This window comes from Aliterella atlantica CENA595 (assembly GCF_000952155.1).
Taxonomy (GTDB): domain Bacteria; phylum Cyanobacteriota; class Cyanobacteriia; order Cyanobacteriales; family Chroococcidiopsidaceae; genus Aliterella; species Aliterella atlantica.
The window spans coordinates 96,919-122,838 of the sequence record NZ_JYON01000013.1; the positions used below are offsets into that span (position 1 = coordinate 96,919).

25 protein-coding genes are annotated in these 25,920 nt (G+C 41.6%); 15 read left to right on the top strand and 10 right to left on the bottom strand.

Translation table 11 applies throughout. The features are described 5' to 3' along the window. Positions 1 to 40 precede the first annotated feature (40 nt). Positions 41 to 1,360, bottom strand: coding sequence for a DUF2330 domain-containing protein (locus UH38_RS13605; RefSeq protein ID WP_045055203.1), 1,320 nt, complete (start codon positions 1,358 to 1,360; stop codon positions 41 to 43). Between the two features lie 24 nt (positions 1,361 to 1,384). Further along, entirely contained in the window at positions 1,385 to 2,230 is an 846-nt protein-coding gene (locus tag UH38_RS13610) for an RnfABCDGE type electron transport complex subunit D (protein WP_045055204.1), read from the bottom strand. Between the two features lie 395 nt (positions 2,231 to 2,625). Between UH38_RS13610 and UH38_RS13615 the strand changes: the two genes are divergently transcribed. Both UH38_RS13615 and UH38_RS13620 read left to right on the top strand, forming a co-directional pair. Beyond that, positions 2,626 to 2,895, top strand: coding sequence for a hypothetical protein (locus UH38_RS13615; RefSeq protein WP_045055205.1), 270 nt, complete (start codon positions 2,626 to 2,628; stop codon positions 2,893 to 2,895). A gap of 5 nt (positions 2,896 to 2,900) precedes the next feature. Continuing rightward, positions 2,901 to 4,166: a chloride channel protein gene (locus UH38_RS13620; RefSeq protein WP_200892437.1), complete on the top strand. Its 1,266-nt coding sequence runs from the start codon at positions 2,901 to 2,903 to the stop codon at positions 4,164 to 4,166. Between the two features lie 148 nt (positions 4,167 to 4,314). On the opposite strand, the gene UH38_RS13625 is transcribed toward UH38_RS13620, so the two are convergent. Then, complete coding sequence (locus tag UH38_RS13625) at positions 4,315 to 5,037, bottom strand: molybdopterin-dependent oxidoreductase (protein WP_045055207.1); 723 nt, start codon at positions 5,035 to 5,037, stop codon at positions 4,315 to 4,317. Next, a complete protein-coding gene (locus UH38_RS13630) occupies positions 5,034 to 5,654 on the bottom strand; it encodes a cytochrome b/b6 domain-containing protein (RefSeq protein WP_045055208.1) in 621 nt (206 codons plus the stop codon). Before UH38_RS13630 ends, UH38_RS13625 begins: the two co-directional genes overlap by 4 nt. A 192-nt stretch (positions 5,655 to 5,846) precedes the next feature. On the opposite strand from UH38_RS13630, the gene UH38_RS13635 reads away from it, so the two are divergent. The 7 genes from UH38_RS13635 (at position 5,847) to UH38_RS13665 (ending at position 12,504) form a co-directional block, all read left to right on the top strand. Further along, positions 5,847 to 6,170 (top strand): hypothetical protein, encoded by a 324-nt coding sequence (locus tag UH38_RS13635; RefSeq protein WP_045055209.1) that lies wholly within the window; start codon positions 5,847 to 5,849, stop codon positions 6,168 to 6,170. 7 nt (positions 6,171 to 6,177) lie between these two features. After that, positions 6,178 to 6,711: a GIY-YIG nuclease family protein gene (locus UH38_RS13640; RefSeq protein ID WP_045055210.1), complete on the top strand. Its 534-nt coding sequence runs from the start codon at positions 6,178 to 6,180 to the stop codon at positions 6,709 to 6,711. Positions 6,712 to 7,106: 395 nt separating this feature from the next. Then, positions 7,107 to 7,649: an outer membrane beta-barrel protein gene (locus UH38_RS13645; RefSeq protein ID WP_045055211.1), complete on the top strand. Its 543-nt coding sequence runs from the start codon at positions 7,107 to 7,109 to the stop codon at positions 7,647 to 7,649. Positions 7,650 to 7,854: 205 nt separating this feature from the next. Continuing rightward, positions 7,855 to 9,900: a sulfite reductase, ferredoxin dependent gene (gene sir, locus UH38_RS13650; RefSeq protein WP_045055212.1), complete on the top strand. Its 2,046-nt coding sequence runs from the start codon at positions 7,855 to 7,857 to the stop codon at positions 9,898 to 9,900. A 9-nt stretch (positions 9,901 to 9,909) separates the two neighbouring features. After that, entirely contained in the window at positions 9,910 to 10,635 is a 726-nt protein-coding gene (locus UH38_RS13655) for a 16S rRNA (uracil(1498)-N(3))-methyltransferase (RefSeq protein WP_045055213.1), read from the top strand. Between the two features lie 52 nt (positions 10,636 to 10,687). Then, on the top strand, positions 10,688 to 11,320 hold the full coding sequence (locus UH38_RS13660; protein WP_045055214.1) for a nitroreductase family protein: 633 nt from the start codon (positions 10,688 to 10,690) through the stop codon (positions 11,318 to 11,320). Between the two features lie 110 nt (positions 11,321 to 11,430). Beyond that, on the top strand, positions 11,431 to 12,504 hold the full coding sequence (locus UH38_RS13665; RefSeq protein ID WP_045055215.1) for a tetratricopeptide repeat protein: 1,074 nt from the start codon (positions 11,431 to 11,433) through the stop codon (positions 12,502 to 12,504). 55 nt (positions 12,505 to 12,559) lie between these two features. On the opposite strand, the gene UH38_RS24870 is transcribed toward UH38_RS13665, so the two are convergent. Beyond that, entirely contained in the window at positions 12,560 to 13,273 is a 714-nt protein-coding gene (locus UH38_RS24870; protein ID WP_052672384.1) for a hypothetical protein, read from the bottom strand. A gap of 568 nt (positions 13,274 to 13,841) precedes the next feature. After that, positions 13,842 to 14,267 (bottom strand): VOC family protein, encoded by a 426-nt coding sequence (locus UH38_RS13675; protein ID WP_045055216.1) that lies wholly within the window; start codon positions 14,265 to 14,267, stop codon positions 13,842 to 13,844. A 43-nt stretch (positions 14,268 to 14,310) separates the two neighbouring features. On the opposite strand from UH38_RS13675, the gene UH38_RS13680 reads away from it, so the two are divergent. Further along, the gene (locus UH38_RS13680; protein ID WP_045055217.1) at positions 14,311 to 15,087 is read left to right on the top strand and encodes a TIGR00297 family protein; all 777 of its coding nucleotides are present in this window, start codon (positions 14,311 to 14,313) and stop codon (positions 15,085 to 15,087) included. A 163-nt stretch (positions 15,088 to 15,250) separates the two neighbouring features. Here UH38_RS13680 and purF read toward each other — a convergent pair whose 3' ends face one another. Both purF and purL read right to left on the bottom strand, forming a co-directional pair. Beyond that, on the bottom strand, positions 15,251 to 16,738 hold the full coding sequence (gene purF, locus UH38_RS13685; protein WP_045055218.1) for an amidophosphoribosyltransferase: 1,488 nt from the start codon (positions 16,736 to 16,738) through the stop codon (positions 15,251 to 15,253). Between the two features lie 170 nt (positions 16,739 to 16,908). Beyond that, the gene (gene purL, locus UH38_RS13690; protein ID WP_045055219.1) at positions 16,909 to 19,209 is read right to left on the bottom strand and encodes a phosphoribosylformylglycinamidine synthase subunit PurL; all 2,301 of its coding nucleotides are present in this window, start codon (positions 19,207 to 19,209) and stop codon (positions 16,909 to 16,911) included. A gap of 223 nt (positions 19,210 to 19,432) precedes the next feature. Here purL and UH38_RS13695 point away from each other — a divergent pair, with 223 nt between their 5' ends. Next, positions 19,433 to 20,224 carry a class I SAM-dependent methyltransferase gene (locus UH38_RS13695; RefSeq protein ID WP_045055220.1) on the top strand — a complete coding sequence of 264 codons (792 nt, stop codon included), beginning with the start codon at positions 19,433 to 19,435 and terminating at the stop codon, positions 20,222 to 20,224. Here the strand turns inward: UH38_RS13695 and UH38_RS13700 are convergent. Both UH38_RS13700 and UH38_RS13705 read right to left on the bottom strand, forming a co-directional pair. Beyond that, positions 20,221 to 20,991: a TSUP family transporter gene (locus tag UH38_RS13700; protein WP_045055221.1), complete on the bottom strand. Its 771-nt coding sequence runs from the start codon at positions 20,989 to 20,991 to the stop codon at positions 20,221 to 20,223. The two genes, UH38_RS13695 and UH38_RS13700, sit on opposite strands and share 4 nt — an antisense overlap. Positions 20,992 to 21,024: 33 nt before the next feature. Continuing rightward, complete coding sequence (locus UH38_RS13705) at positions 21,025 to 21,465, bottom strand: retroviral-like aspartic protease family protein (protein ID WP_045055222.1); 441 nt, start codon at positions 21,463 to 21,465, stop codon at positions 21,025 to 21,027. A gap of 110 nt (positions 21,466 to 21,575) precedes the next feature. Here UH38_RS13705 and UH38_RS13710 point away from each other — a divergent pair, with 110 nt between their 5' ends. From UH38_RS13710 to UH38_RS13725, 4 genes are all read left to right on the top strand, one after another. Next, the gene (locus tag UH38_RS13710) at positions 21,576 to 22,445 is read left to right on the top strand and encodes a S66 peptidase family protein (protein WP_082065387.1); all 870 of its coding nucleotides are present in this window, start codon (positions 21,576 to 21,578) and stop codon (positions 22,443 to 22,445) included. 12 nt (positions 22,446 to 22,457) lie between these two features. Further along, the gene (locus tag UH38_RS13715; protein WP_045055224.1) at positions 22,458 to 23,735 is read left to right on the top strand and encodes a glycosyltransferase; all 1,278 of its coding nucleotides are present in this window, start codon (positions 22,458 to 22,460) and stop codon (positions 23,733 to 23,735) included. A gap of 145 nt (positions 23,736 to 23,880) precedes the next feature. Next, positions 23,881 to 24,927, top strand: coding sequence for a uroporphyrinogen decarboxylase (hemE, locus tag UH38_RS13720; RefSeq protein ID WP_045055225.1), 1,047 nt, complete (start codon positions 23,881 to 23,883; stop codon positions 24,925 to 24,927). A gap of 3 nt (positions 24,928 to 24,930) precedes the next feature. Further along, positions 24,931 to 25,890 (top strand): NAD-dependent epimerase/dehydratase family protein, encoded by a 960-nt coding sequence (locus tag UH38_RS13725; RefSeq protein WP_045055226.1) that lies wholly within the window; start codon positions 24,931 to 24,933, stop codon positions 25,888 to 25,890. Positions 25,891 to 25,920 lie beyond the last annotated feature (30 nt).

Consider the following 25,920-nt stretch of genomic DNA (forward strand, 5'->3'; position numbering starts at 1 on the left):
TTTTCTGCTAAGAAAAGGGGATACAGTTATAATTATTGATTTAGAACCAAAGTTTTCGCCACCAAGGAATAGACTGACTTTCTGGAAGATTATTTTTCTTGCGAATATCTTGAATATTCCATCCAGTCAGTTTAGCTAAAGTCTGCGATTCTTGTTCAAAACGCCTAGGTAAACTTCTTTGATATTGTTTGCCAGCTTCGCATTTAGCTTCGCCTTTGAAAGCATGGCGCAAAACATATCTACCTTGGAAAAATTGATTGTTTGCAGTTTCTTGAAACATCAAATCTTCAGGAAATTTATCGCGAGTATAACGAACGTGGAGGCGTGTCAAAAATACATTGCCATTTGCAGGCGAATCTGTCCAAAATACCCCAGCTTGGCGCAACTCTTCATCATTTAAAGGTTCCGCCGAACAAGGATCGCAGCTACTCATGTTCCAAGCATACTCAAGAAAAGCTACTTTTTTATCTTCTTGAGTATAGGACTTCTTAAACATCGACTTGTAGAAATCGCCAAATTCCTCCTTGACAAACAAGGGAATTTCTGTGTCAGAAGGGATATTTACTGTCCGATAATTGGTAATTTCGGCTTGTCCTTTTGGCGACAATACGTAAACAATTAAGTCTTGTTCGCTAGTTGAATTTATCATGCCTAAGCGAATTGGCAGCATAAACTTTTTCGACTCAAAAGCCATTTTTAATGGTCTTAGTCTTTCGTAGCCAGATTTGTCAAATTCTGTAAGATTTACCTTGGCGACAAAGAACTTCATTTTTTGCCGAATATACGGCTGTAATAACTGCTTTGCACCTTTAGTGATTTTGTAACCGTTACGATTTAGCCAAGTTTCTAAACCATTGGATTCTTTGGCGCTAAGAACTACAATGTCATATTCTCCCACTGTAAACTGTGATTCTACAGTAACTCCTAACGCGCGATCGCTTCTATTTCGTGCTGATTCTTGCGCTACTGGCGATGCTGGTGCTGCACTTCTAAACACGCCATCGTTTAAATAGTTTGTTGCACAAGGATCTTCATCAAAATATTCTACTAATCTAGGGGCGCTAAAAGCATCCAAACGTTCGATAACTTTACTTTCACCTACACGTACTTGTTCCTGCTTTAAAACTACAGGTACGGGAACAACTAAGGCAAAATCTTTGACATTGCCTTGGTAGTCATTCGCCATCGTTAAAACTGTGCGATCGCCATCACGAGCAATTACTACTTGCGAAGCTTTATTATATAATTTGGCATCAGCTTTAGATACATAAAACCCACAAAAAGCCCAAGCATTCGGTACGAAACAAAAAATAGCTAGAGAAACTGCTATTAACCCTATCAAAAATCGTTTTATATGCATATTAACTCCTCAAAGTAATATTATTTAGTTGGCAATCAATTCATTACTTGCTTTCAACCAATTAAATCTTGGTGCAGTCCAAACAATGTCTAAAATTACACTTAGCGGTGCAAGCGCAAACAACGCCCAAAAAACAGCAGTAGGAACATAGTATTGATTTCGCAAAACAAAGGTTAACCCAGCAATACAAATTGCCCAAATACAACGACCGAATTTAGCATTAGGAATCGAACGCGGATCTGTTAGCATGAATAAAGCAAATAATAGCAGCGAACCACTCATTAACCGATGTAAAAATACATCCCAAGTCCACCCTAGCCAAACATTACGTATAGCCTCTAATGATGCGTAAGTGCCTAGAAAAATTGCTGTTGTATCCCATCTACCTACTTGTTTTAAAACAATTCCGCCTGCACCAAAAAACAATAATGCATACCACCATTCATCTCCCCATTGTCCAGGTGAAACCCAAGCATCAGTAGTTAATGTCAAGACAGAAATAATCCCAAAATTAGCTGGGTTAAAAAAATGCTTGTTATTAAATTTAAAAATATGTTTGCTTAAAATTGCTAAAGAACCTGCAAGCATCACTGTACTGAAACTATCAGCACGTAGTAACAAACTCAATCCTAAAGCTGTAATTATGGCGCTACGAAGTGAAGATAGCTTCAAAGGGTTAGATAATTGAAAATCTTCCTTATTTTTTAAGTATTTTACTAGCTCGTCACTTGTCCACTGAGTTACCAAACAAGTTGCGATAATAGCACCAATTAACTCAGGTTTTAACGTCCAATCTCTAGTAGCAATACCTAGCATTAGAAATGAAGCTAAAAATAAAATTTGATAATCGCGGGCATCTTGGAATAGCATGGTTTTCCTTAAAAAAATAGCCACACTGCAATTTAAGTTTTAGCAGAGCTAAAACTTATAACTGTTATTTGCAACAGAAATTTTACAGATTCAAATAATTATTGTTAGTATCGCTGGTGTTGAGTTAAATTATCTGACTGTTACAGTTTAGGTAACAAAAACAACAATGCGATCGCTCAATATTGCCGAAAAGTGCGATCGCTAGCTATAAGTTGTAGTTGTTTAACTTAATAAAACTTCAATTGTATTGAGCTAAATCTGCCTAGATACGCAAGCAAAAGTTAACAAATTGTGCAGCTAAATATAACAATCTGTATCTAAAGTTACAGATTTATCAACTTCTTTGTGAAGAAGGCTAAAATAGTAGCAACAGATACCGTTTACTGCTATTTGCTATGAGTTTTGATGCAAACGTAGACTGGGAAGAAGCCTTTGAGTACCGCCCTGGTCAAAAGGTTGAGTTAAAATCTCAACCAGGAAGCTTTGATAAAATAGCTAGCTACGATCCAATGATGGTTCCGCCAATTTGGCTAGTCAAAGATCCTAAGCCTAGATATGCTCATGAATTGCGCATAATTCACCATCCAGTTAGAGAAATGGGCGATTTAGCGATCGCAGCTTTATTTGGCAAAGCCAGAAGTAGCAAAATTCAATCTCATAGATAGTGTCAGTGAGAAAACGCTCTTTTGCTAGTATCGCTCAACTTGCCCAACGCAACCCGCTGACTATTTCTCCTTGGGTGCTACTGTGGGCAACTGTAGGTATAGTCTGCGGCTTATTTGCTGCTTGCTATTGGCTTGTATTAGAAGCAATAATTCATCAGCTAGAAGCATTTACAGGACTTAGCCTATTGTTAGTTATGCCACTTGCTGGCTTATTTGTAGGCTTAGTAATTTATTTTTTGGGTAATCCTGGGGAAATAGGATTACTTGTCGATAATATTCATTTTCAGGGTGGTAGGCTGAACGCCCGTGAAAATCCCTCAATGATTCTTGCTTCCTTAGCAAGTATTTCCGCTGGGGGTAGCGCTGGACCAGAAGCACCTCTAGTCCAGGTTACAGGCTCTTTTGGCACTTGGGTAGCCGATCGCTTGCAACTGCAAGGAGAACAACTTAGATCCCTCAGTATTGCAGCAATGGCTGCTGGTTTTACTGCACTGTTTGGCGCACCTTTAGGTGGAGCAATTTTTGCTTTAGAAATTCTGCACCACGAATATGTTTTAGAATACTACGAAGCGATTTTGCCAGCGATTGTCTCTAGCTGTGCTAGCTATATCGTCTTTGTCATTATTACCAAATTAGAGATTGGACCTACTTGGGAATTTCCTCAGTATAGGTTAGATAATATTGACGATTTTGCGATGGCGATTCTGTACGGTGTTTTGGGCGCTGTAGCAGGATGGATATTTATCTTTATTTTTCGGATTTGCGATCGCTTTTTTGCCGATTTACCTGCACCTATCTACGTACGGACTGCTTTAGCTGGGTTAGGTTTGGGCATTTTGGCAATGTTTTTTCCCTTAACTCGTTACTACGGGCATCACGAGCTTAATTTAATTATTAGCAGTAATTTAGGTGCGATCGCTCTATTTAGCCTAGCTGCTGCCAAAATGCTAGCTATCAGTATTACTGTCACTGGTAGCTGGCGGGGCGGAATTATTATTCCCCTATTTTTTACAGGTGCTTGTATAGGTAAAGCCGTAGCCCTCAGCATTCCTAGCTTTGAGCCTGTACTAGCGATGATTTGCACTATGGCAGCTTTAAATGCTGCTGTCACGCGCACACCCATAAGTACAACCTTGCTAATGGCAAAATTAACTGTAATTAGCCCATTTACACCAGTTTTGTTTGCTAGTTTAGTTGGTTTTTTCCTCGCGCCTAAAGTTCCCTTTATTGCTTCTCAACTCAAACTCCAGCGCGAAATTGAAGCTGATTAACAACTTATCAATCTACCAACCAGTTAAATATATAAATAGCTGTCGCCAAGCCTAAATTCTAAACAGTTGCAAGTTATGCACTCATATACTACAAGGCAAGGCAGCATTTGACTGTTTCACTTACCTGGTAACTGGTAACTGGTCACTGTCAAAGCCCTGCAAACCATTCATACCCTTGGTCTTCCCAATAACCCTTAATCGGTAGCAGATTCTCAACTAATAAAATATCAGTCACCCACTTGCTTTGCTTGTAACCAAGCTTAATTGGCGCAGCTAAACGTAGCGGCGCACCATTATCTACAGGCAAAGGAGCGCCGTTTTTCTCATAAGCCATCAATGTCTGAGGATGCATAGCTGAAGCTATATCCCAACTTTCGTAATAACCATCGGCAGATTTAAAGTAGACGTAGCGTATATTGGGGTTTGGTTTAGCGAGGGCAATAATATCGCGCAGTCGCAATCCTCCCCACTGCACAATCGCCGCCCACCCTTCAACGCAGACATGGCGAATAGTCATGGATGTATATGGCATCTGGTGAATATCTGCCATGCTTAAACTTAAAGGATTACTAATCTTGCCGTTAACGTTAAGGCGAAAAGTAGCGGAATCGATTTCTGGGGTAAAGTCAAAGGTATTAACGATTAGGGCATCAGGTTCAATTGCACTTCTACTAAATTCGGGTACGGGCTTTTGCGGATTCAACAATAAAGCTTCTACGCTCTGATTTAGAGGCTCAAAAGTTTTGCCTACTACCTCTTCAAAGAACCGTCCCCCGCACCCATTTAATAGCAAACTTAGGCTAGATAGTCCTGATAGCTGCAAAAACCTACGGCGCAGCAATACTTGGCTAGGAACTTCTATCAAACTCATAACATTCCTTCCCAAAACATTGATTCTAATAAACGCGAACCACCAACTTTAAGACCGAGTAGCGAGTGAATAATAGTAAATCTAAGGACTATCGGCACAGAAACAAAGTGGACGATGCGTAAAGCTTGCCAACTACCAAAAAAGTCAACAATCCAGGAAAATTGAGCAGGCTTATACATTCCTATACCGCTAAATATAGCCAAAAGTAAAATAGGCACGATCGCAGTGTACGCTAGCCTATGCCATGCATAGTTTTTGCGTTTGGGGTTGTGGCTGTGTTGGATGGCTTTGATATCTTTGCTGCTGACAAATCGATGTCTCCAGCGGCGCGTAATTAAGATATAGATGCCGTACCAAAGTAAGTTAAGGGCAAATAACCACATTGCGGCAAAATGCCAATGTCTACCTCCAGCTAACCAACCACCTAGTAAAAATAATGGGGGAATTTGCCAGCCACCGCGTCCGCCGAAAACTGGATTGGCGTTGTAAATCTGCAAGCCGCTGGTAATCATGAGAAACAGGCTTATTAAGTTAATCCAGTGAAATATCTTTGCTGGTAACGCTTGATGTATTGGACGGCGAAATGAGGGTTTATCGGTAGGTAGGGATGAATCCATAGATTTTAACTGCCCTGAATAATTCCCTATTGTCGCAAATATTAGGCTGAAAGCTGAGTTTTGACGAACGCAGATGCACGCAGATAAACGCAGATGAATAGTGATTGCGATCGCAATTTTTTACTATTTGTCTGCTGACAAGCGATCGCCCGATCTTTTAGGCTGATCGAATGTAGTAATCTGCAAATAACAATGCCTTTAAAGATTGTCGAACACTTTGATAGTAGTTTTAGCCTCGATTTAGCTGCTAAAGCTGCGTTATTTGATTTATTGCAGGGTGAAGCCTTCATCAAGCAGGTATCCGCGCAAATGCACTGCGAATCGGTCGAATTTACGCAATTGCTGTTCCAACCTGTACCTTACAGCACAGCAACGCCTAAAGGTATGCCAGCAGAATTTGAGCAATATCATCAGTCTGATGAATACGTTATTATCAATGTCCCGCCTAACTTCATGTTTGGGGCAAAAATCTTTAAACCGAGTCGTCTTTGTGCCATCTATCGCCGAGTAAAATAAGCAGCTAATGACAACTGATAATATTCCCTCCCTAGACAGTCTAGAGTACATCCCTTTTTTGGATGCTGAAGGTCAATTACCAGAACAATTTCAAGGCAAAGTGGGAGTCTATGCAATTTTTGACCGCGATAAAATCCTGCAATATGTAGGTTATTCGCGCGATGTCGATCTTAGCCTCAAACAGCATCTAGTGCGTCAAGTCCAAAAATGTTACTGGATCAAAGTGCAAACGAGCGATCGCCCCAGTCGCACTTTGCTGGAAAATATCCGTAATGCTTGGCTTAGTGACGGAACAATATCGCCAAGCGATCGGTCACAAGAATCAGCATGGACTGAACCGATTGATGCCAAAGTTACTATGACGGCTGACGAGCAAAATAGTTATGCATCTGGTGATGAAATGATGCAAACAAAACTCCTCAAAAATGTCGCGCGGCGAGTCGAACAGCAAATTTTAGCAGAACTTGAGTCTCGCGGTTCGCAAGTGCCAATTCGCTTTAATCCCAAGCTTAAAGAAAAAGGTTTACTTGATTTAAAATAAGTTATTTGAGTAAAAAACAAATATTGCAAATATTAGTTGGCATTTATGTAATATTAAACTGCTGACTTTTTTGTTTTTTGACCATTTTTGTCTTTGGCAAACATGACTTTTGTCATAGATTAAATTGTTAGCTACCTCTATAAATATAGTCATTAATAAATAAGTGTGACAGTTGCTAACTGGTCTACTGTGTGACAGTTGTACAAGGGGCTACAAAAGACAAAATCTATTGTTTTGATTCGTTAGATTAAATATGTTGAAGAGGATAAGTTACAGGCTCAAACAGAGCTAGCTCAAAAGATCTGCAAGTAGCGCTCGCAGCAAATCTGAAACTTTTTAAATCGTTTTAACGACATTCTAATCAACTGAAAAATCTAACAGTCAAGGTAATTATTATGAAACGGTTTTTAACAAAATTAGCAACATTTTCTACTCTATCTGTATTAGCAACTGTTCCTATTTTTATGTCAGTAGGACAAGCATCTGCCCAACCTACAAATCGACCTACAGGTACTAAAGCTAGCTATATTGGGGCTGGAGTTTCTGCTGGTGTTACTAACGGCGGACAAACAGGAGATGCGGCTACATTTGGTGGCAACATTCAAGGGCGTTATGCAATTCCAAATACGCCTCTTTCTGCACGCGGCGCAATTCTATTTAGTGACGAAACAAGCGCGATTATGCCTATGCTTTCCTACGATGTTCCTGTTACGAACAGAGCCAATGTTTATCTCGGTGCAGGCTACTCATTTGTAGAAGCGAATGGCAAACCTACTCCTTTAGGCAATAAAGATGCAGTCGTGCTAACTACAGGCGTTGAGGCTGAAGCAACTAGAAATATCATGCTCTACAGCGATGTCAAATTAGGCATAGATGCTTATGAAAATACTTCTGTTCCCGCAGTCAGTTTACAACTAGGTGCAGCTTACAGATTCTAAATACTCTCCTGGGCAATAAGCTTGCATAATTAGATAGAGTTGGGGTATTGACTGTTGTAAAGACAGCAAACCCCAACTTTTTGTCGTGCTAAGATCGGCTTATTACTCGTATGCCGACTGACTTACCGGAGATTAACAATCGGTGGCAATCTACTGGGCGGCAGTAACAAGATATATTCTGGAAATCTCCTTATAGTAAAGTGCTATGGTCCAAACTCCCATCTCCAACCCTGCTACACCCAAGCGCAAACCATCCAAAGTAGAAGGCTTAAAAGAGCGCAGTAATTTTTTACGCGAACCTGTTGCGACAGAGCTTAAGCAAGATACAACGCATTTTTCGGAAGATGCGATTCAAATTCTTAAGTTTCACGGCTCTTATCAACAAGATAACCGCGATAATCGCGTCAAAGGGCAGGAAAAAGATTATCAATTCATGCTCAGAACGAGAAATCCTGCAGGCTACGTACCGCCCGAATTGTTTGTCACTCTAGATAAATTAGCTGGCGAATATGGCAACCAGACATTAAGAGCGACAACCAGACAAGGATTTCAAATGCATGGGATTTTGAAGAAAAATCTCAAAAATGCGATCGCAGCTATTGTTAAAAGTATGGGTTCAACATTGGGAGCTTGCGGCGATGTCAACCGCAATGTGATGGCTCCGCCTGCACCCTTTAAAAATAAGCCAGAATATCAATACGCGTGGGAATACGCAGAAAATATCGCCCAATTACTAACACCCCAAACAGGCGCATATTACGAAGTTTGGCTAGATGGGGAAAAAGTAATTAGCGCCGAAGAAAACCCCGAAGTAGTCGCCGCCCGTCAGCGCAACGGTACGGGGACAATTATCCACGATAACCCAGAGCCGATATATGGTACTCACTATATGCCGCGCAAATTTAAGTGTGCTGTAACTGTACCTGGCGATAATTCCATCGATTTATATTCTCAGGATTTGACTTTGGTAGTAATTACTAATGACAAACAAGAATTAGTCGGCTTCGATGTGTTTGCAGGTGGTGGCTTGGGAAGGACGCACAATAAAGAAGAAACCTTTGCGCGGATGGCTGATGAAATTTGCTATGTTGCCAAAGATGACGTTTACGAGTTAATAAAAGCAATTGTCGCTACCCAAAGAGATTATAGCGATCGCAGCGATCGCCGTCACGCACGGTTAAAATACTTAATCAACGATTGGGGCGTAGATAAGTTCCGCTCTAAAGTTGAGGAATACTTTGGCAAAAAACTAGCACCATTCCAACCCTTGCCAGAATTTAAGTACGAAGATTACTTAGGTTGGCAAGAACAAGGAGATGGCAAGCTATTTTTAGGCATTTCAGTAGAGAATGGGCGGATTAAGGATGAAGGTTCGCTAAAATTGCGTACAGCCTTGCGAGAAATAGTCACGCAATTTAATTTACCCATTCGCCTGACTCCCCACCACAACGTAATTTTCTCTGACATCGAACCGAGCAACAAGCAAGCAATTCAAGATATCTTGACGCGGTGCGGCGTACAAACAGATCCAGAAGCGATCAACCCCTTAGTTAGATACTCAATGGCTTGCCCAGCCATGCCTACGTGCGGCTTGGCAATTACAGAATCCGAGCGGATTATGCCTAGCGTGTTGAAGCGGATTGAGACGCTGCTAGAGCAAGTAGGTTTGGAAAAAGAGCATTTTGTGGTGCGAATGACTGGTTGCCCAAATGGCTGCGCCCGTCCGTATTTAGCTGAATTAGGCTTTGTTGGTAGTGCTACTGAGTCGTATCAAGTTTGGCTAGGCGGTTCATCGGCGCAAACAAGGCTTGCCGAACCATATATGGAACGGATGCATATCAACGATTTGGAGACGCAATTAAAGCCAATATTTGCCTATTTTAAGCAGGAAAAGCAAGATGGGGAAACTTTTGGTACATTTTGCGATCGCGTCGGCTTTGATGCAATCCGCGAATTTGCCGAACAATACGAATCAGAAAATGTTGCTGATGCCTATTCTACAGATGATGGCGATGGCTTAATCGAAGCAATGGCAGATTCGACAATTGCCGATATTACCGAAGAAACTAACGGTCAGGTGGTCGCGATCGCTAGTACCACTACAGCTAATAATAAATTGCGTCGGCGAATTAGCCTATCTGACGATATTTACTTGCAGCTAAGAGAAGCAGCTACCAACCAAGGCAAACCAATGACTCAATTAGCCAACGAAGCAATCAAGGCTTACTTAGAAGCTAAAGCAAACGGATAAATCTATCCTATGCAACGTATAGCGATCGCTACTTCTCAACTACAAGGCAAGCAAATTTTGCTAACGATTGAGCAATATCATTACCTCAATCGCGTCTTAAGGTTAAAAGAAGGCGATCGCTTTATTGCTATGGATGGGCTGGGTACGTGGTGGCTAGCAGCCCTAGAAGAGGCGCAGACAGCCCAAATTGTCGAGCAGATAGCAGTACAAACTGAGCTACCTGTGACCATTACCTTAATGGCAGCATTGCCCAAAGGAAACGGCTTTGATGACGTTGTGCGTTACTGTACAGAATTAGGTGTAAGTACAATTGTGCCAATCATTAGCGATCGCACTTTACTCAATCCCAGCCCCCAAAAGCTAGAACGCTGGCAAAGAATTGCCCTAGAAGCTGCCGAACAATCGGAAAGAGCGATCGTGCCAACAATTACCCCACCCGTTACCTTTACTAAGAGTATTAGTACAGTTACAGCTACTTATCGCTATATATGCGTTGCTCGCGGTGCTAATATGCACTTAAAAAAGGCAATCGATTCTGTACCATTAGTTAGTGAAATAGTTATTGCGATCGGTCCCGAAGGCGGATGGACTACAACCGAAATAGAAAAGGCGACTTCTACTAATTTTCAAACTGTTTCTTTAGGCAAACGGATTTTAAGAGCAGTTACAGCCCCAATAGTTGCTCTATCTGTGATTGCGGCTACTTTTGAGGAATCAACCCCAAGAATGAGTTAGCTGCAGTAGCCACTTGTTAAAAGAACATCAGCACTACTCGCTGGAAAACAACATGACTGCTGGAAATATAACGACAGAAAAATTAGCCGATTCTCAACACCCTATCAACGATTTAATCCAGCAGCGCTGGAGTCCTCTAGCCTTTGCCGATAAAACAGTCGAACCCAAAAAATTATCTAGCGTATTAGAAGCAGCAAGATGGGCGGCTTCCTCTTACAACGAACAGCCCTGGAGTTTCATTATTGCGACTAAAGATAACCCAACTGAATTTGAGCGTTTACTAAGTTGTTTAGCCCAAGGTAATCAAGAGTGGGCAAAAAACGCTCCAGTGTTAATGATATCCGTAGCCAAACTTTACTTTGAACGCAACGGCGTAGAGAACCGCCATGCCTTTCATGACGTAGGCGCAGCAGTTGCCAATTTATCTATGCAAGCAACAACTTACGGCTTATTCGTACACCAAATGGCGGGCTTCGACGTACCATTAACAAAGCAGACATACAACATTCCTGAAGGATACGAACCAGTAGCAGCGATCGCATTAGGTTATCTAGGAGATGCCAACACCTTATCTGAAAGATGGCAACAGCGAGAACTAGCCCCACGCACCCGCAAACCCTTAGAAAACTTTGTATTCTCTGGTAGTTGGAATCAGACTTCAGCAGCGATCGGTAATAATCAATAATCATCTGCGTTCATCTGCGTGCATCTGCGTTCGCAAAACAAGTCTAAACAGCAAGTGCAAAATCCCCAAAGTACGGAGTATAAATAAAAAACTACTCCTATTTTCTCCCCATGCTTGACGACGTTGCCGCAGCCATTGAACGCCAAGACTACCAAGCCGCTAATCAACTACTACAGCCGCTACTAGCAGAAAATCCCCAAAACCCTTGGGTACAATTTTACTTAGCCAAACTACAAGAAGTTTCCGGCGAACTAGAAACTGCTCAAAAAATGTATCTAACACTGCTAAAAGAGGCAAACAACCAAAAGTTGATGATGCAAGCCCGTCAAGGTTGGCAACGCGTAGAATCAACTATCCAAGCCCAAAGACAATCAGACATCGCCCAAGCTACAGCAGAACCAAATAGCAACCAAATCGGGGTATTAGTTTTAGAACCTGTCTCTATCGACAAAACTGTAGCAGCGCAAAAGTTTGCTCAAATCATGCAAATCGATCCCTACACAGCCCGTTTAAAATTACCTAGTCGCGGCTGGAGGTTTTACAAAAGCGGAGCAATTGGCGAACTCAAATTCTTAGGTCAGAAGTTAAATGCTGCTGGTATCCCCTGTTTTTGGACAACAATAGCCGAAATTGAGCAAATTCGCGTTTTTCAAGTCAATTATTTTCAATCCGTACAAATTTCTACAGCTACCGTCTTCTGTGAAAACGAACAAGGACAAATAGGGGCGCTAAATTTTAACTGGTCGGAAGTAAGCGATCGCGCGATCGGATTATTACCTATATTTGAACAAGTAGTAGACCGAAATGCTCGTGGCAAACTCCAGCGCAAAACCAGAACTCAAGATTACGCCCACTTTTGCGACTTAATTATTCCTAGCAGAAATTGTATTCTCAGGCTGCATGACAACAGCTATCAATACGACAAAGGCGTTACTATTGCACCCTTAGCTAGCCAAACCACAATTAGAATTAACTGGAATAGCCTACTCGATTTTCTGCCGAAATATACACCAGCAACACAAATTTGGTCTGATTTCGCAGCTTTTGGCGAAACTGTAATAGATAAGCCCGAAATACTAGAGAGCATCAATTCTCACATTCATATACTACGCCGAGCTAAATCTAATTGGGACTCAGCTTTTCAGTTGTACAGCGCCCTAATATTTACCAAAGCAACCCAATAAAAAAGGTTAAAGAGAAAATCTTTTTCCCTTTAACCCTTAATCTTTACTCTTTTACTTAGCTTTTAGCTGGTTTTACCTGATTTGCCATATCTAAGAAGCTACTCATATTTGCACCTGGGCGACGACGCTTGCTAGAAGCTGTCGCTGGGTTCAGATACTTAGGAGCAAATGTAGTATCAGTTTTTTGCCCGTTGCTACTTGCTACTACGCTAGGTTCGTTCTTTATCGGTTCTGCCTTTAGACCTTCCGCAGTTTGAACTAACTCAACTTTACTTTTTGGTTGAGCAGCAGGTTCGGCTGTCCTATTAGTTTCTTTGGCAGACTTAGCAGCTACAGGTTCAGCAGATTTAGCTGTTTCTTTGACTTTCCCCGTAGCTGTATTGGCTGTCTCTTGAACTTTGTTTGTAGCTGTATTGGCTGTCTCTTGAACTTTGTTTGAGGCTGTATTTACTGTCTCTTTGGCTTGCCCTGTTGCTGCATTTGCTGTTTCTTGGACTTGTTTGGTAGCCGTACTAACCGTTTCTTTAGCTTGTTTTGCTACTGTGTTAGCTGTCTCTTGCACTTGCTTAACTACCGCAGTCGGATTTATTTTATTGAGCAGACTGCCGTTCTCTTCCGATTCGTCTAGCTCCATAAAGTAGCCGCTGCGCTTTTTGGTTTTAGCTGGCGATGAGGCTGGGTTTAGCTGTCCTGATTGTGCCTTCTTGCCACCAAGCAAACCCACGAAAAACGATAAAATTCCAGTTAATAACTTCTTAATAGCTCCCATGACTCTAATTTCTCCTTATTTTTAACCAACAAATCTAACTACTATTTTTATTACGTCAAGTAATTATTCTTTATGATGTATTGACTTTTGTTCGCTATCACCCTACTTCACATCAAAATGTTAATTTAGCTACTCTCTATTAATAGCGATTTTGATTTTCTAGTAACCCGCCTTGAGAACTATATTTCAGTCAACCCTAAATTATGACTAAATTAAAAGCAATTATGAAATTTTATCAGCACTGGAAGCAAGATTTTTAGACATTTATTAACAAAATTTAACTTAATTGTGCGTCTGGTATTAATACTTAGGGGTGTTGGCTGTTAATAGATGTATTTTTATTGATGCAAGTTTATATAAATTCAAAATATCTCTAAGAGTTAAAAGCTAACGACTCAACGTAATATTAGGTAGAAAGTAGCAACTTTCTCCCTCTAAAGTTTAGGCAGATAGGAGCGAGTAGTTACTAATAACTGGTCAAATTTCTTAATAAGTATCTATATTTAGAGACTTGCCAAAATCAACAATATATCTTAGCGATTTCTCCCAGCCAATAATACTAAGGAAATTAGGAATCGCCAATCGCAGCACCTTCTAATGGTTGGAAAATTGCCTTAGCGTGTTTGTAGTATTTAAATTCCAGCAAATTATAAAAAGGATCTTCTAAAAAGAAAGTGCGATGCTCTAATGGCGAGTTGGGAAAGCGGTGTTTAGCTTCTTCTCTAAAGAGTAGTTGGTGAGTTTGCGATCGCATAAGTAAATTTTCCCAGTCTGTCTCCTCAGTAAAGATTAAGCCGAAGTGTCTGGGGTAAATACCTTTTTGTGGTGTTAGTTGTTCTTTAGTTATGTGTGCGACTAACTGATGACCGTACAAGTCGAGAATTAAAGCATGATGAGTTTCGCGCCCAGCAGTGCAACCTAAGCCATCAATGTAAAATGTTTTTGTTTGGGCAATATTGGTAATGGGAAAGGCAAGATGGAATATGGTTTGCATAGCTACGAAATACTAAAACTACTCATATTTTGGCAAAACTAAGATGATGCTACCTTTATCATTCCTCAATCCTTGGCTAGTTGCTGTGGGGTTAAACACATTTTTACTCGGTATAGCTTGGCTTGCTCCGAAAAAACTACTTACACCAGCAGGATTATTACACGCTTGGTTTTTAGGCGTACTAATTTGGGGTAGTTTGGGCTGGCAAGGATATGTAGTTGTATTATTTTATTTTTTAGTAGGTTCTGCGGTTACTCGCATCGGTATGGCGCAGAAAGAAGCTGAAGGCATTGCCGAAAAGCGATCGGGTGCAAGAGGACCAGAAAATGTCTGGGGTTCGGCGCTAACAGGGGCTATATGCGCTGTGGGCGTAGTTGCAGCGTCGATTTTGCAGCCAGATAAGCTAGTTACATCTTTGCTGCTATTAGGTTATGTTGCTAGTTTTAGCACCAAACTATCTGATACCTGTGCTAGCGAAGTAGGCAAAGCTTACGGCAAGCGTACTTATCTAATTACAACATTGCAAGCAGTACCGCGAGGTACAGAAGGCGCAGTTAGTCTAGAAGGGACTTTGGCTGGAATAATTGGTTCAATTGCGATCGCTTTAGTTGCTTGGGGTGTTGGTTTAATTGACTTATGGGGCGTAGTTTTTTGCTTAGTTGCAGCTTTTATTGCCACCAACCTAGAAAGCGTTATTGGTGCAACCATGCAATCTCAAGTAGATTGGCTAACAAATGAAGTAGTCAATATTATTAACACAGCGATCGGAGCGATCGCTGCTATCTTACTATCCTTAGCCTGGACTTTATCAAACCAGTGAATATCACTGGTCAAGCCGCAAAGCGGCAATTTGTAATTACAATCAGTAGGGGCTTGAACCCAACACGCAATTGTTAACCACACTCATCAAAGATTTGGAGTTCGCAAATACCTTCTTTAATTACGAATTACGAATTACGAATTACGAATTATTTTGGTTACTGTTACACAGGTGAAGGCTCTAAGATCAGTTTAGAGCGCTTGACTTGTTCGGGAATAGAGATGGGGTAGTCGCCATTGAAACAAGCCGAACAGAAGTTATTAGTATCTTGTTGTGTTGCTTGCAGCATACCTGCTTGACTGAGATAAGCCAATGAATCTACTTCTAATAACTTAGCTATTTCGTCTACTGACTTAGTAGCAGCAATTAGTTGATCTTGAGTATCGGTATCAATGCCATAAAAACAAGGATGAGTTACTGGGGGAGAAGAAACGCGCATATGCACTTCAATTGCGCCTGCATCCCGCAGAGTTTTGACTAACTTACGGCTGGTTGTACCGCGAACAATGGAATCGTCAACAATAATGACTCGCTTACCCTCTAGAACGTCTTTTAAAGGGTTTAGCTTCATCCGCAAACCCGATTCGCGCATAGTTTGCGTAGGTTGGATGAATGTTCGCCCGACATAGCGATTTTTGATCAATCCTTCAGCGTAGGTAATACCCGACTCTTGGGAAAAACCAATAGCAGCGGGTATTCCCGAATCAGGTACGCCGATAACAATATCAGCATCGACATAAGATTCTTTTGCTAGCGTGCGTCCAATTCGCATCCGATAGCTGTACAAACTTTCTGCATTCATGACGCTATCTGGTCTAGCAAAATAAATCATTTCAAATATACACAGCTTGCGCTGTGGTTGCTGCGACCATTGGAAAGATGATAAACCTGTCTCGTTAATTAAAACTACTTCCCCTGGTTCGACATCGCGCAAGTAGCTAGCGCCAATAATATCTAATCCGCAAGTTTCCGAAGCTAAAACGTAGCGCTGAGGATCGGAGTCTAATGTGCCAATTACTAAGGGACGAATGCCATTAGGATCGCGCACGCCCATCATCCCTACGGGCGTACCAATAACTAAACTAAAGGCTCCTTGACAGCGCCTAAAAGCACTGATAGCTCCATCTAACCATTCTTTGCCTGCATCTACTTCTTCGGCGATCGCAAAGGCAATTACTTCCGAGTCTGTGGTAGTAACTAATTTATGCTGATATAGTAATTCTTCGCGCAATGCTGCTGTATTGACTAAATTGCCGTTATGTGCTAAAGCTAGCTTCCCTAATCTTGTATCTATAACTGCTGGTTGAGCGTTGACAACTCTACTAGAACCTGTAGTTGAGTAGCGAGTATGACCTACTGCCAAATAACCTGGCAACTTATTCAAAATTGTTTCGTTAAAGACTTGAGATACTAATCCCATTTCTTTGTGTAGATGTACTGTATCGCCGTCAAAAGTAGCAATTCCGGCTGATTCTTGTCCCCGATGTTGCAGCGCGTATAAGCCAAAGTACGTTAGTTTGGCGACATTTTCACCTGGTGCGTAGACACCAAAAACTCCACACGCTTCCTCTGGCTTATCAACAGTATGAGGTGATTCTTCTGCGACAACTTTATCCTTGATGCTTTCAACTGAAGAATAATTGGGGTTCATGCTTTGGCTTTACTCCTGAACGGGATGCAGAGTTTTGATTAAGGTGGCTAAGGTGCAGAGCGTTTGTATCTACCTACAGGCTAATTTATAAATTTTAACGGGGCTTAACAAAACGTTAACTACTACACATACAAGATTAACGTAATTATGCTCGCACAGAACAACTTTGCTCAATAATTGAGACGGCGTTCGATCGCCTGATAAAAGCGATCGCTCATCACCTCGATACTAGCCTCAATTAAAGTGCGATTGTCATGAGTAGAAACCCGTAAAGATTGGTTATTCCTAACTACACCTATTTTTTGCCAATCATTGGCTAAATTTTGCTGCAAGTAATTTTCCCAAGATGCTTGCTCGGCGGGAGATACAGAAACTAGGATACTGCCAGCAACTTCACCAAATAACAATTCATCTTCGCGGTGATTTAGTTGTAATTGCACGTCTGCGCCTAATTGTCCGCTAATACAAGCTTCAGCAAGAGCGATCGCTATTCCTCCTTCTGCGCGATCGTGAGCCGAACGTATCCACCCTTGGCGAATACCATAACGACAAGCAGCCTGAACGCGACGTTCTAGCTCAAAATCTACCTGCGGCGGCTTACCCGCCACAAGTCCACAAATAGTAGCTAGATACTCAGAGCAACCAAGCGTTAAACCTGCATCGCGTCCTAATAAATAGATTAAATCTCCTTCAGCTTGCCAACCTTGACCGCAAGTATGAGCCAAATCGGGAATTAAGCCTACCATCCCTACAACTGGAGTCGGATAAATTGGTTGAGGTACGCCATTAGCATCCAGAGTTTCGTTATAAAGAGAAACATTACCACCAGTTACAGGCGTACCCAATTCCTGACAAGCTTCAGCCAAACCCCGACAAGCTTCGGCAAGTTGCCAGTAACCAATCGGTTTTTCAGGACTGCCAAAGTTTAAGTTATCGGTGACTGCAATTGGTTCCGCACCTACACAGCTAAGGTTACGAGCGGCTTCTGCAACTACAGCCTTTGCTCCTTCGTAGGGGTCTATATACACATAGCGAGGATTGCAATCAACTGTTGCTGCTACTCCTGTTTGTCTATCCTTTTGCAGAGGAGAATTTACTGGACGCAAGCGCATTATTGCAGCATCAGCACCACCTGGGAACACAATTGTATTGTTTTGCACTTGGTGGTCGTATTGGCGATAAATCCATCGTTTAGAAGCGATCGTTGGTGTATCGAGCAAATTAAGTAAAATATCATCCCAGGTGTGGAATTTGCCTGCTATTTTGATGCCGTTGGGTTGGCAGTCAGGTAAGCGTGCGATCGTCCATTCTGCCGCCCTTGCTGCATACTCCGGCGCTTCTGTCAATAGTTCTCGATGATAAAGAGGTGTATTTTCTGCCAAAGCTGAAGCGGGAATTTCGGCAGCTATTTCGCCTTGAAACAAAATCCTGACTATAGGTTCGGCAATTACTGTGCCTGCAACTACAGCGTGCAATCCCCAGCGTTGAAAGATATCGATTAATTCTTGTTCTCGTCCTTTATGAGCGACAAATAGCATCCGCTCTTGGGATTCTGAGAGCAGGTATTCATAAGGAACCATCCCACTTTCACGGACGGGAATTAAATCTAAATCAAGCTCAATTCCCACACCACCTTTAGCCGCCATTTCCGCAGTAGAGCAAGTAATTCCCGCCGCTCCCATATCTTGCGCTGCTACTACTGCGCCAGTTTTAAAAGCTTCTAGGCAAGCTTCAATTAAAGACTTTTCTAAAAAAGGGTCGCCTACTTGCACCGCTGGGCGGTCTTTTTCTGACTCTTCACTAAGTTCCGCGCTAGCAAAACTCGCGCCTCCCATGCCATCTCTTCCTGTCGTAGAACCAACGTATAGAACAGGGTTGCCTATCCCCGATGCTCCAGATTTGACAATTTCTGGAGTTTCCATTAGTCCTAATGCCATTACGTTTACTAGCGGATTGCCAGAATAAGCCGAGTCAAAATAAACTTCACCGCCTACTGTGGGTACTCCGACGCAATTACCATAGTGTGAGATTCCCGATACTACACCACTAAATAACCTGCGAGTTCTAGCATCTTCTAATGAGCCGAAGCGGAGAGAATTTAATAAAGCTATGGGACGCGCTCCCATTGTAAAAATATCTCTTAATATGCCGCCTACTCCTGTCGCTGCGCCTTGAAATGGTTCTACAGCAGAAGGGTGATTGTGCGACTCAATTTTAAATGCTAGTTGCAATCCGTCGCCTAAGTCTACTACACCTGCATTCTCGCCAGGACCTACAAGGATGCGATCGCCTGTGGTGGGAAATTGTTTGAGTAATGGACGCGAGTTTTTGTAGCAGCAGTGTTCTGACCACATTACCCCGAACATTCCTAGTTCTGCTTTGTTGGGTTCGCGTCCTAGTCGATTGATGATTTCGGTATACTCTTCGGGTTTTAAACCTTCGCTGGCAATTTCTTCGGGAGTAAAGCGCATAGGGGACTAAGACATATATGGCACAGGGTCAATTTTAGCTTTTATGGTGCTTGTGGAATAGATTTTTGCGTGGAGGGAAGGGAACGCAGATGGACGAGGCAATGCGATGGGCGGCTGTGCCGACTTGTAGCACCAGAACAGCAGATAAACGCAGATAAGAAGGCTCTGGATAGGTGTTGAGTGATGCAAGATATATAATGCAAAGATGCGATCGCCTAATATTATGAATGAGTACGTTTTTGCCTCTGCCGAGCAGCAAGCGGAGTTTGCGCGGCTAAAATTGCTTGAGGACGCTTTTGATGCCCAAACTCAGCAGATAATTCAAAGTTTGGGTGTTGCAGCAGGATGGAAGTGTTTGGAACTAGGTCCTGGTGCGGGTTCTATTCTTGCTTGGCTTAGTGATTTAGTTGGCAGTAGCGGTCAAGTTGTTGGTGTTGATAAAAATACTGCTTTTATTGAGTCAATTTCAGCACCACAAATTAGTAAAATCGCTGGAGATATACTTGATGTTGAGTTAGAAGATAATTCTTTCGATTTAATTCATGCTCGGTATGTGTTAGTTCATATTGTTGAATCTGTTAAGGTAATTGATAAGTTAATAAAACTGCTAAAACCAGGTGGACTGCTGGTATTAGAAGAACCTGCTTTTACCGCAGCGCAAGTAATAGATAATAGTTTGCCCAACGCCCAAGCTCATCAAAGAGTAAATGCAGCAATTTCCCAAATGTTTATCGACCTCAATCTAGAACCAGCTATTGGGTTGAAGTTGCCTTTGCTACTACAACAAAACAATTTGCATATTGAGAATGTATTAGATAACAGGCATTTATCTTGTGGTAATTCTAAAGTTGCTAAAGTTGCGGGCAGTTCGGCTGCAACTTTACAAACTAAATACGTTCAAACTCAAAAAGCTTCCGTTCAAGATGTAGAAGCTTATATAAATAATTCATTTGATAGTAATTTTTGGGCTATTTATTACTCGACTATTTCTGTAGTTGGTAAAAAGATACTTTAACTTATACATTCAACAGAAATATCGTAAGCTAATTTAATAATTAATAAGCTAACTACAGTAATAAATAATACTCTAATAAAAGCACTACCTTTAACTATTGCTACTCTTGCGCCAACTGTTGCACCAATAATATTGCAAATTGCCATTGGTAGAGCAAGCTGATAAATAATGTTATGAGTAGAAGCAAAATAAATAAGTGCTGCTAGATTTGTACAGAAGTTAACTATTTTTGCTGAAGCTGAAGCTTTAAGAAAATCAAAACCTAAAATTCCAATAAAGGCAAATATTAAAAAACTCCCAGTACCAGGACCTAAAAAACCATCGTAAAAACCAAGTGATGTACCAATAAGCGCAGCATATATTACCTGCTCTACTCCACGAGTTTTAGGTATGTGTTCGGAACCAAAATCTTTCTTAAAGAAGGTGTAAATAGCAACTATTACTAACAGTACAAGAACTATGGGGCGCATTATTGCTGGATTGATGACACTAACAGTTTTTGCACCAATAAATGAGAATATAAAAGCAAAAATTGCTGAAGTTACAGATATCTTCAAATTAAATTTAACTGCTTTAGAATAACTAATAACAGCCGCAGAAGTACCAGCAATTGAAGATAATTTATTAGTGCCAAAAATTAGAGTAAGTGGTGTACTGGGAAGAAAAACTAAAAGCGCTGGTAGTTGAATTAAACCACCACCACCCACAATTGAATCAATAAAACCAGCTAGAAAAGCGAATACACAAAGGAAGATTATTTGCGTCACAAAAATGTATGATGAAATAAGCGATCGCACCAACTAAATTCTCAAATAGCTAGCATTAGGACTAATTGGTAAAACAATAAGTTTTTGGTTTTGCAAATCTAGCTCAATTCCCAATGCTTCTAAAGGAATTACCCCTATCAAAGCATCTGTTCCGCCAGGGAGTTCGAGACATTCAAAAGTTCCTTCTCTTCCGCACAAAGAAATTTTGGCATCTTCAAAAATTCGGGCTTTGCTAAAACCAGTAGCAGTAGCAACATCTACCTCTTTGAGTAAGGCTAACCCTAATTGAGCAATTACATTAGCAGGAAGACATAAAGTAGTAGCACCAGTATCAACTAACACGTTTTTCAGAGTAGTTGTGCGTACAGACTCTACAGGCATTAATCCTCTTTCCGCCAAACCTTGATCGAGCCTGTTTGTAATAATCAAGGTTGTAGTAACTCTTCCCATCTGCTCTGTGCTAGTCGATTGCATAATTATATTCCTCCTTTGTACCAACCTAGCTTATATTGAGGACGTGACGCGATCGCACTAATTAGCTTACTACTTTAGTTTAAGTCAGATCCAAATATATGAATTGCCAAATGCCAGCACCCTTAAAGTCAGGAGATTTATTAAAAGTAATTGCTCCTAGCGGCGCATTAAAAGAATTTGCAGCATTTGAAAAAGGTGTAGAAATATGGCGATCGCGCGGTTATAAAGTAGAAATAAGTAATAGTATTAGCGATCGCTTTGGCTATTTAGCAGGCAAAGATAGCGATCGCATAAACCAATTATCGGAAGCTTGGAATGACCCTGAATGCAAAGGTATTTTATGCGCTAGAGGTGGTTATGGTAGCGCCAGAATACTAGAGAATTGGCAGTGGAAAAGCCACCATAAATGGTTAGTTGGCTTTTCTGATATTACTTGTTTATTGTGGAGTCTATACAACCAAGGCAAATCGGGCGTACACAGTGCAGTATTAACAACATTAGCAGCCGAACCCGATTGGTCAACAGAACGCTTATTTAACTTAGTAGAAGGTCGTCCCATAGCACCCTTGCAAGGTATAGGCTGGGGAGGAGGTATTGTTACTGGAATCCTATTACCTGCAAATCTTACTGTTGCAACTCATTTACTTGGTACGTCAATTCAACCAAACTTTGACGGCGTAATTTTAGCCTTAGAAGACGTAACCGAAGCACCTTATCGCATTGACAGATTACTTACTCAGTGGCGCTTAAGTGGAGTATTGGCAAAAGTTCGGGGGATTGCATTAGGAAGATTTAGCCGTTGCGAAGCACCCCCAAATATTCTTAGCTGGACAATAGCAGAAGTATTGCGCGATCGCTTATCAGACCTTAATATTCCCATAGTCTCCGATTTACCGTTTGGACACGATGGTTGCAACGCGGCTTTACCTGTAGGATTACTAGCAAAACTAGACGCAGAACGAGGAATTTTAGCTATTTAAGAGTGAATATATATGACGCACTTTGGTATTATCTGTCCTGCTGTAGCAGGTCATCTCAATCCGATGACAACCTTGGGCTACGAACTACGAAACAGAGGACATCAAGTAACGGTAGTAGGAATTCTTGATGCAGAAAAAAAAGCTCATGCCGCTGGATTGGATTTTAAAGCGATCGCTACGTCAGAATATCCTTATGGAAGTATAGCGCAAATTTCTGACGAATTGGGAAAATTAAGCGGATTAGCTGCACTGCGATACACAATAAATTCTCTACAGAAATCGACAGTTACTTTGCTTCAGCAAGCACCGCAAACAATTAAAGAGGCTGGAATCGACGCATTATTAGTAGATCAAGTTTCGTCAGCAGGGGGAACGGTTGCAGATTATTTAAGTATTCCCTTTGTGAGCGTATCTTCTGCCTTGATGCTAAATGAGGATACCAGCATTCCTCCTTTCAATACTTCTTGGTCTTACAGTCCTACAGAGTGGGCAAAAATTCGTAACAAAATTGGCTATATTTTGTTAAGTCGAGTCAGGAAGCCAATTCGAGCAACTATCGCCCAATACCGACGCGAATGGAATTTACCGCCACATCATAGTCAAAACGATGTTTATTCCTCATTAGCCCAATTGTGCCAGCAGCCTGCGGAGTTTGAGTTTCCGCGCGAAAATTTGCCGAGATGTTTTCATTTTACTGGCGCATACCATAACCCAGTTTCTAGGGCGGCGATTGACTTCCCGTATGAAAAATTAACAGGTCAACCTTTAATCTATGCTTCAATGGGAACATTGCAAAATCGCCTGATGGGCATTTTTGAGTCTATTGCTCAAGCCTGCGCGGAAATAGATGCACAGTTGGTAATTTCCCTCGGTAGTGGTTTAAGTGGAGATGTGCCAAAGTTTCCTGGTGCGCCGTTAGTAGTAAAATACGCCCCTCAACTGGAATTATTGCAAAAAGCAAGTCTTACTATTACTCATGCAGGGTTAAATACAGTTTTAGAATCAATTAGTCATGGCGTACCAATGGTAGCAATTCCGATCGCTAATGACCAACCTGGAGTAGCAGCGCGGGTTGTTTGGACGGGTTGCGGCGAGATGATAAAGCTGCAAGGTTTAAATGCTGCTAAATTGCGAAGTGCTATTGAGCGAGTTATGACGCAAAACTCTTATCGAAATAATGCCATTAGATTGCAAACCGCTAATCAGCAAGCAGGGGGAGTTGCGAAAGCTGCGGATATTATCGAACGGGTGATGTCTACGGGAAAACCTGTATTGGCTGGGGCAAATTAATCTTTAATAGAGCGATAGTGCAAGCGCACACGCAGGGCTTCGCAGTTTAACAGTTAGTTGCAATGTTGAATGGGTTGCACCAAACCTAGTAAAGCAAAATGATAAGCTAGCAAAAGCATAAAACAAACTTAAGGCAAAATTATAAATGGTCGTTTCAACCCAGGTTCCCCAGCTTCTACGCGCTGCACGCGGCGAAAAAGTAGATCGTCCCCCCGTATGGATGATGCGTCAAGCAGGGCGCTACATGAAAGCATATCGGGAACTACGGGATAAATATCCTTCATTTCGCGACAGATCCGAAATCCCCGAAGTAGCAATCGAAGTTTCTTTGCAACCTTGGAAAGCATTTCAGCCAGACGGAGTTATTTTATTTTCCGATATTGTCACGCCTTTACCTGGGCTTGGCATTGAGATGGATATTGCTGAAGGTAAAGGACCGATTATTGCCGATCCAATTCGCACATCCGCTCAAGTAGACAACCTTCGTACTCTAGAACCTGAAGAATCGCTACCATTTATCAAAACAATATTGCAAGCACTCCGTCAAGAAGTAGGAGACAAATCAACAGTTCTCGGCTTTGTGGGTGCGCCTTGGACGCTAGCTGCTTATGCTGTCGAGGGTAAAGGTTCTAAAACCTATTCAGCTATTAAAGGCATGGCATTTTCTGACCCTACAGTATTGCATCAATTGCTGGCAAAATTTGCAGATGCGATCGCTATCTACGCCCGTTACCAAATTGATTGCGGAGCGCAAGTAGTACAAATGTTCGATTCTTGGGCAGGACAACTCAGTCCTCAAGATTATGATACTTTTGCATTACCCTATCAACGGCGCGTCTTTGAGCAAGTCAAACAAACTCACCCCGATACACCATTAATATTACTCGTTAGCGGCAGTGCAGGCGTATTAGAACGGATGGGCAGATCCGGCGCGGATATTGTGACTGTAGATTGGGCTGTAGATATGGCTGATGCGCGGGCGAGATTGGGGCAAGATATGAAAGTGCAGGGAAACCTCGATCCAGGCGTGCTATTTGGTTCTAAAGAGTTTATCCGCGATCGCATTTACGATACAGTGCGAAAAGCTGGCAACTACGGACATATACTAAATCTCGGTCACGGCGTATTACCCAGCACTCCAGAGGAAAATGTTGCTTTCTTCTTTGAGACAGCCAAGCAGTTGCAATACTAATTTATGAACCCCAAGCGGATTTTGGTGACTGGTGCAAGTGGTTGCATCGGTCACTATATTTCAGAAATCTTAATTCAGCAAACAGATTACGAACTGTATTTGCTAGTTAGAAATCCCAAAAAGCTACAAGTAGATACCACTGCCCGTCCTGGAGTGACTGTTTTACAGGGCGATATGGGCAAAATTGAGCAATTTGACGATTTGCTCAAAACTATTGATACAGCAGTATTGACGGCTACGGTATGGGGCGGAGATGACATATTTAACATCAATGTCGACAAAACGATTGAGCTACTAAATTTGCTCGCTCCTGATGTTTGTCAGCAAGTAATTTACTTTTCTACCGCCAGTATTTTAGATCGTCACAACCAGTTACTTAAGGAAGCTGGAGAGATTGGCACAGATTATATTCGTTCTAAGTATGAGTGTTTCCAGAAAATACCTGGGCTGGCGATCGCTCCCAAAATTACTAAAGTTTTTCCTACCTTAGTATTGGGGGGAGATACTAACAAGCCTTATTCGCACTTATCAGCAGGTTTGCCAGAAGTTGCCAATTTAATTAACATCATCCGCTTTTTTCAGGCAGATGGCAGCTTTCACTACATTCATGGCAAAGATATTGCTGAAGTTGTCAGGTATTTGATTGACAATCCGCCAACTGGTAGCGATTCTCGTCAGTTAATCTTAGGACAAGAACGCATAACGGCAAATCAAGCAGTTGAAGAAGTTTGTAAGTATCTCAATAAAAAGATTTACTTCCGCATTCCCCTATCTCTATCTTTAGCTAATATCTTAATTCCCATATTCCGCATCCAGATGGCAGCTTGGGATAGATTTTGTCTAACTTACAGGCATTTTAGTTATGACAACCCAGTTAATCCAGGCAGTTTAGGATTGCCAAATTATTGTGGTACTTTTAGCGATGTTTTAGAAGTACATGGCGTTAAGCGCAAAGCATCATAAGGCAATGCAATATTTATTGTAGTTATGTAG

What these genes read in the sequence shown, in the direction of transcription:
- UH38_RS13660 (WP_045055214.1), top strand. Translation starts at nt 10,688, where the DNA reads ATGACTGCTGGAAATATAACGACAGAAAAATTAGCCGATTCTCAACAC.
- UH38_RS13640 (WP_045055210.1), top strand. Translation starts at nt 6,178, where the DNA reads ATGACAACTGATAATATTCCCTCCCTAGACAGTCTAGAGTACATCCCT.
- UH38_RS13675 (WP_045055216.1), bottom strand. Translation starts at nt 14,267, where the DNA reads ATGCAAACCATATTCCATCTTGCCTTTCCCATTACCAATATTGCCCAA.
- purL (WP_045055219.1), bottom strand. Translation starts at nt 19,209, where the DNA reads ATGCGCTTTACTCCCGAAGAAATTGCCAGCGAAGGTTTAAAACCCGAA.
- UH38_RS13705 (WP_045055222.1), bottom strand. Translation starts at nt 21,465, where the DNA reads ATGCAATCGACTAGCACAGAGCAGATGGGAAGAGTTACTACAACCTTG.
- sir (WP_045055212.1), top strand. Translation starts at nt 7,855, where the DNA reads ATGGTCCAAACTCCCATCTCCAACCCTGCTACACCCAAGCGCAAACCA.
- UH38_RS13610 (WP_045055204.1), bottom strand. Translation starts at nt 2,230, where the DNA reads ATGCTATTCCAAGATGCCCGCGATTATCAAATTTTATTTTTAGCTTCA.
- UH38_RS13695 (WP_045055220.1), top strand. Translation starts at nt 19,433, where the DNA reads ATGAATGAGTACGTTTTTGCCTCTGCCGAGCAGCAAGCGGAGTTTGCG.
- purF (WP_045055218.1), bottom strand. Translation starts at nt 16,738, where the DNA reads ATGAACCCCAATTATTCTTCAGTTGAAAGCATCAAGGATAAAGTTGTC.
- UH38_RS13665 (WP_045055215.1), top strand. Translation starts at nt 11,431, where the DNA reads ATGCTTGACGACGTTGCCGCAGCCATTGAACGCCAAGACTACCAAGCC.
- UH38_RS13645 (WP_045055211.1), top strand. Translation starts at nt 7,107, where the DNA reads ATGAAACGGTTTTTAACAAAATTAGCAACATTTTCTACTCTATCTGTA.
- UH38_RS13710 (WP_082065387.1), top strand. Translation starts at nt 21,576, where the DNA reads ATGCCAGCACCCTTAAAGTCAGGAGATTTATTAAAAGTAATTGCTCCT.
- UH38_RS13615 (WP_045055205.1), top strand. Translation starts at nt 2,626, where the DNA reads ATGAGTTTTGATGCAAACGTAGACTGGGAAGAAGCCTTTGAGTACCGC.
- UH38_RS13605 (WP_045055203.1), bottom strand. Translation starts at nt 1,360, where the DNA reads ATGCATATAAAACGATTTTTGATAGGGTTAATAGCAGTTTCTCTAGCT.
- UH38_RS13635 (WP_045055209.1), top strand. Translation starts at nt 5,847, where the DNA reads ATGCCTTTAAAGATTGTCGAACACTTTGATAGTAGTTTTAGCCTCGAT.
- UH38_RS24870 (WP_052672384.1), bottom strand. Translation starts at nt 13,273, where the DNA reads ATGGGAGCTATTAAGAAGTTATTAACTGGAATTTTATCGTTTTTCGTG.
- UH38_RS13655 (WP_045055213.1), top strand. Translation starts at nt 9,910, where the DNA reads ATGCAACGTATAGCGATCGCTACTTCTCAACTACAAGGCAAGCAAATT.
- UH38_RS13625 (WP_045055207.1), bottom strand. Translation starts at nt 5,037, where the DNA reads ATGAGTTTGATAGAAGTTCCTAGCCAAGTATTGCTGCGCCGTAGGTTT.
- UH38_RS13725 (WP_045055226.1), top strand. Translation starts at nt 24,931, where the DNA reads ATGAACCCCAAGCGGATTTTGGTGACTGGTGCAAGTGGTTGCATCGGT.
- UH38_RS13630 (WP_045055208.1), bottom strand. Translation starts at nt 5,654, where the DNA reads ATGGATTCATCCCTACCTACCGATAAACCCTCATTTCGCCGTCCAATA.
- UH38_RS13680 (WP_045055217.1), top strand. Translation starts at nt 14,311, where the DNA reads ATGATGCTACCTTTATCATTCCTCAATCCTTGGCTAGTTGCTGTGGGG.
- hemE (WP_045055225.1), top strand. Translation starts at nt 23,881, where the DNA reads ATGGTCGTTTCAACCCAGGTTCCCCAGCTTCTACGCGCTGCACGCGGC.
- UH38_RS13715 (WP_045055224.1), top strand. Translation starts at nt 22,458, where the DNA reads ATGACGCACTTTGGTATTATCTGTCCTGCTGTAGCAGGTCATCTCAAT.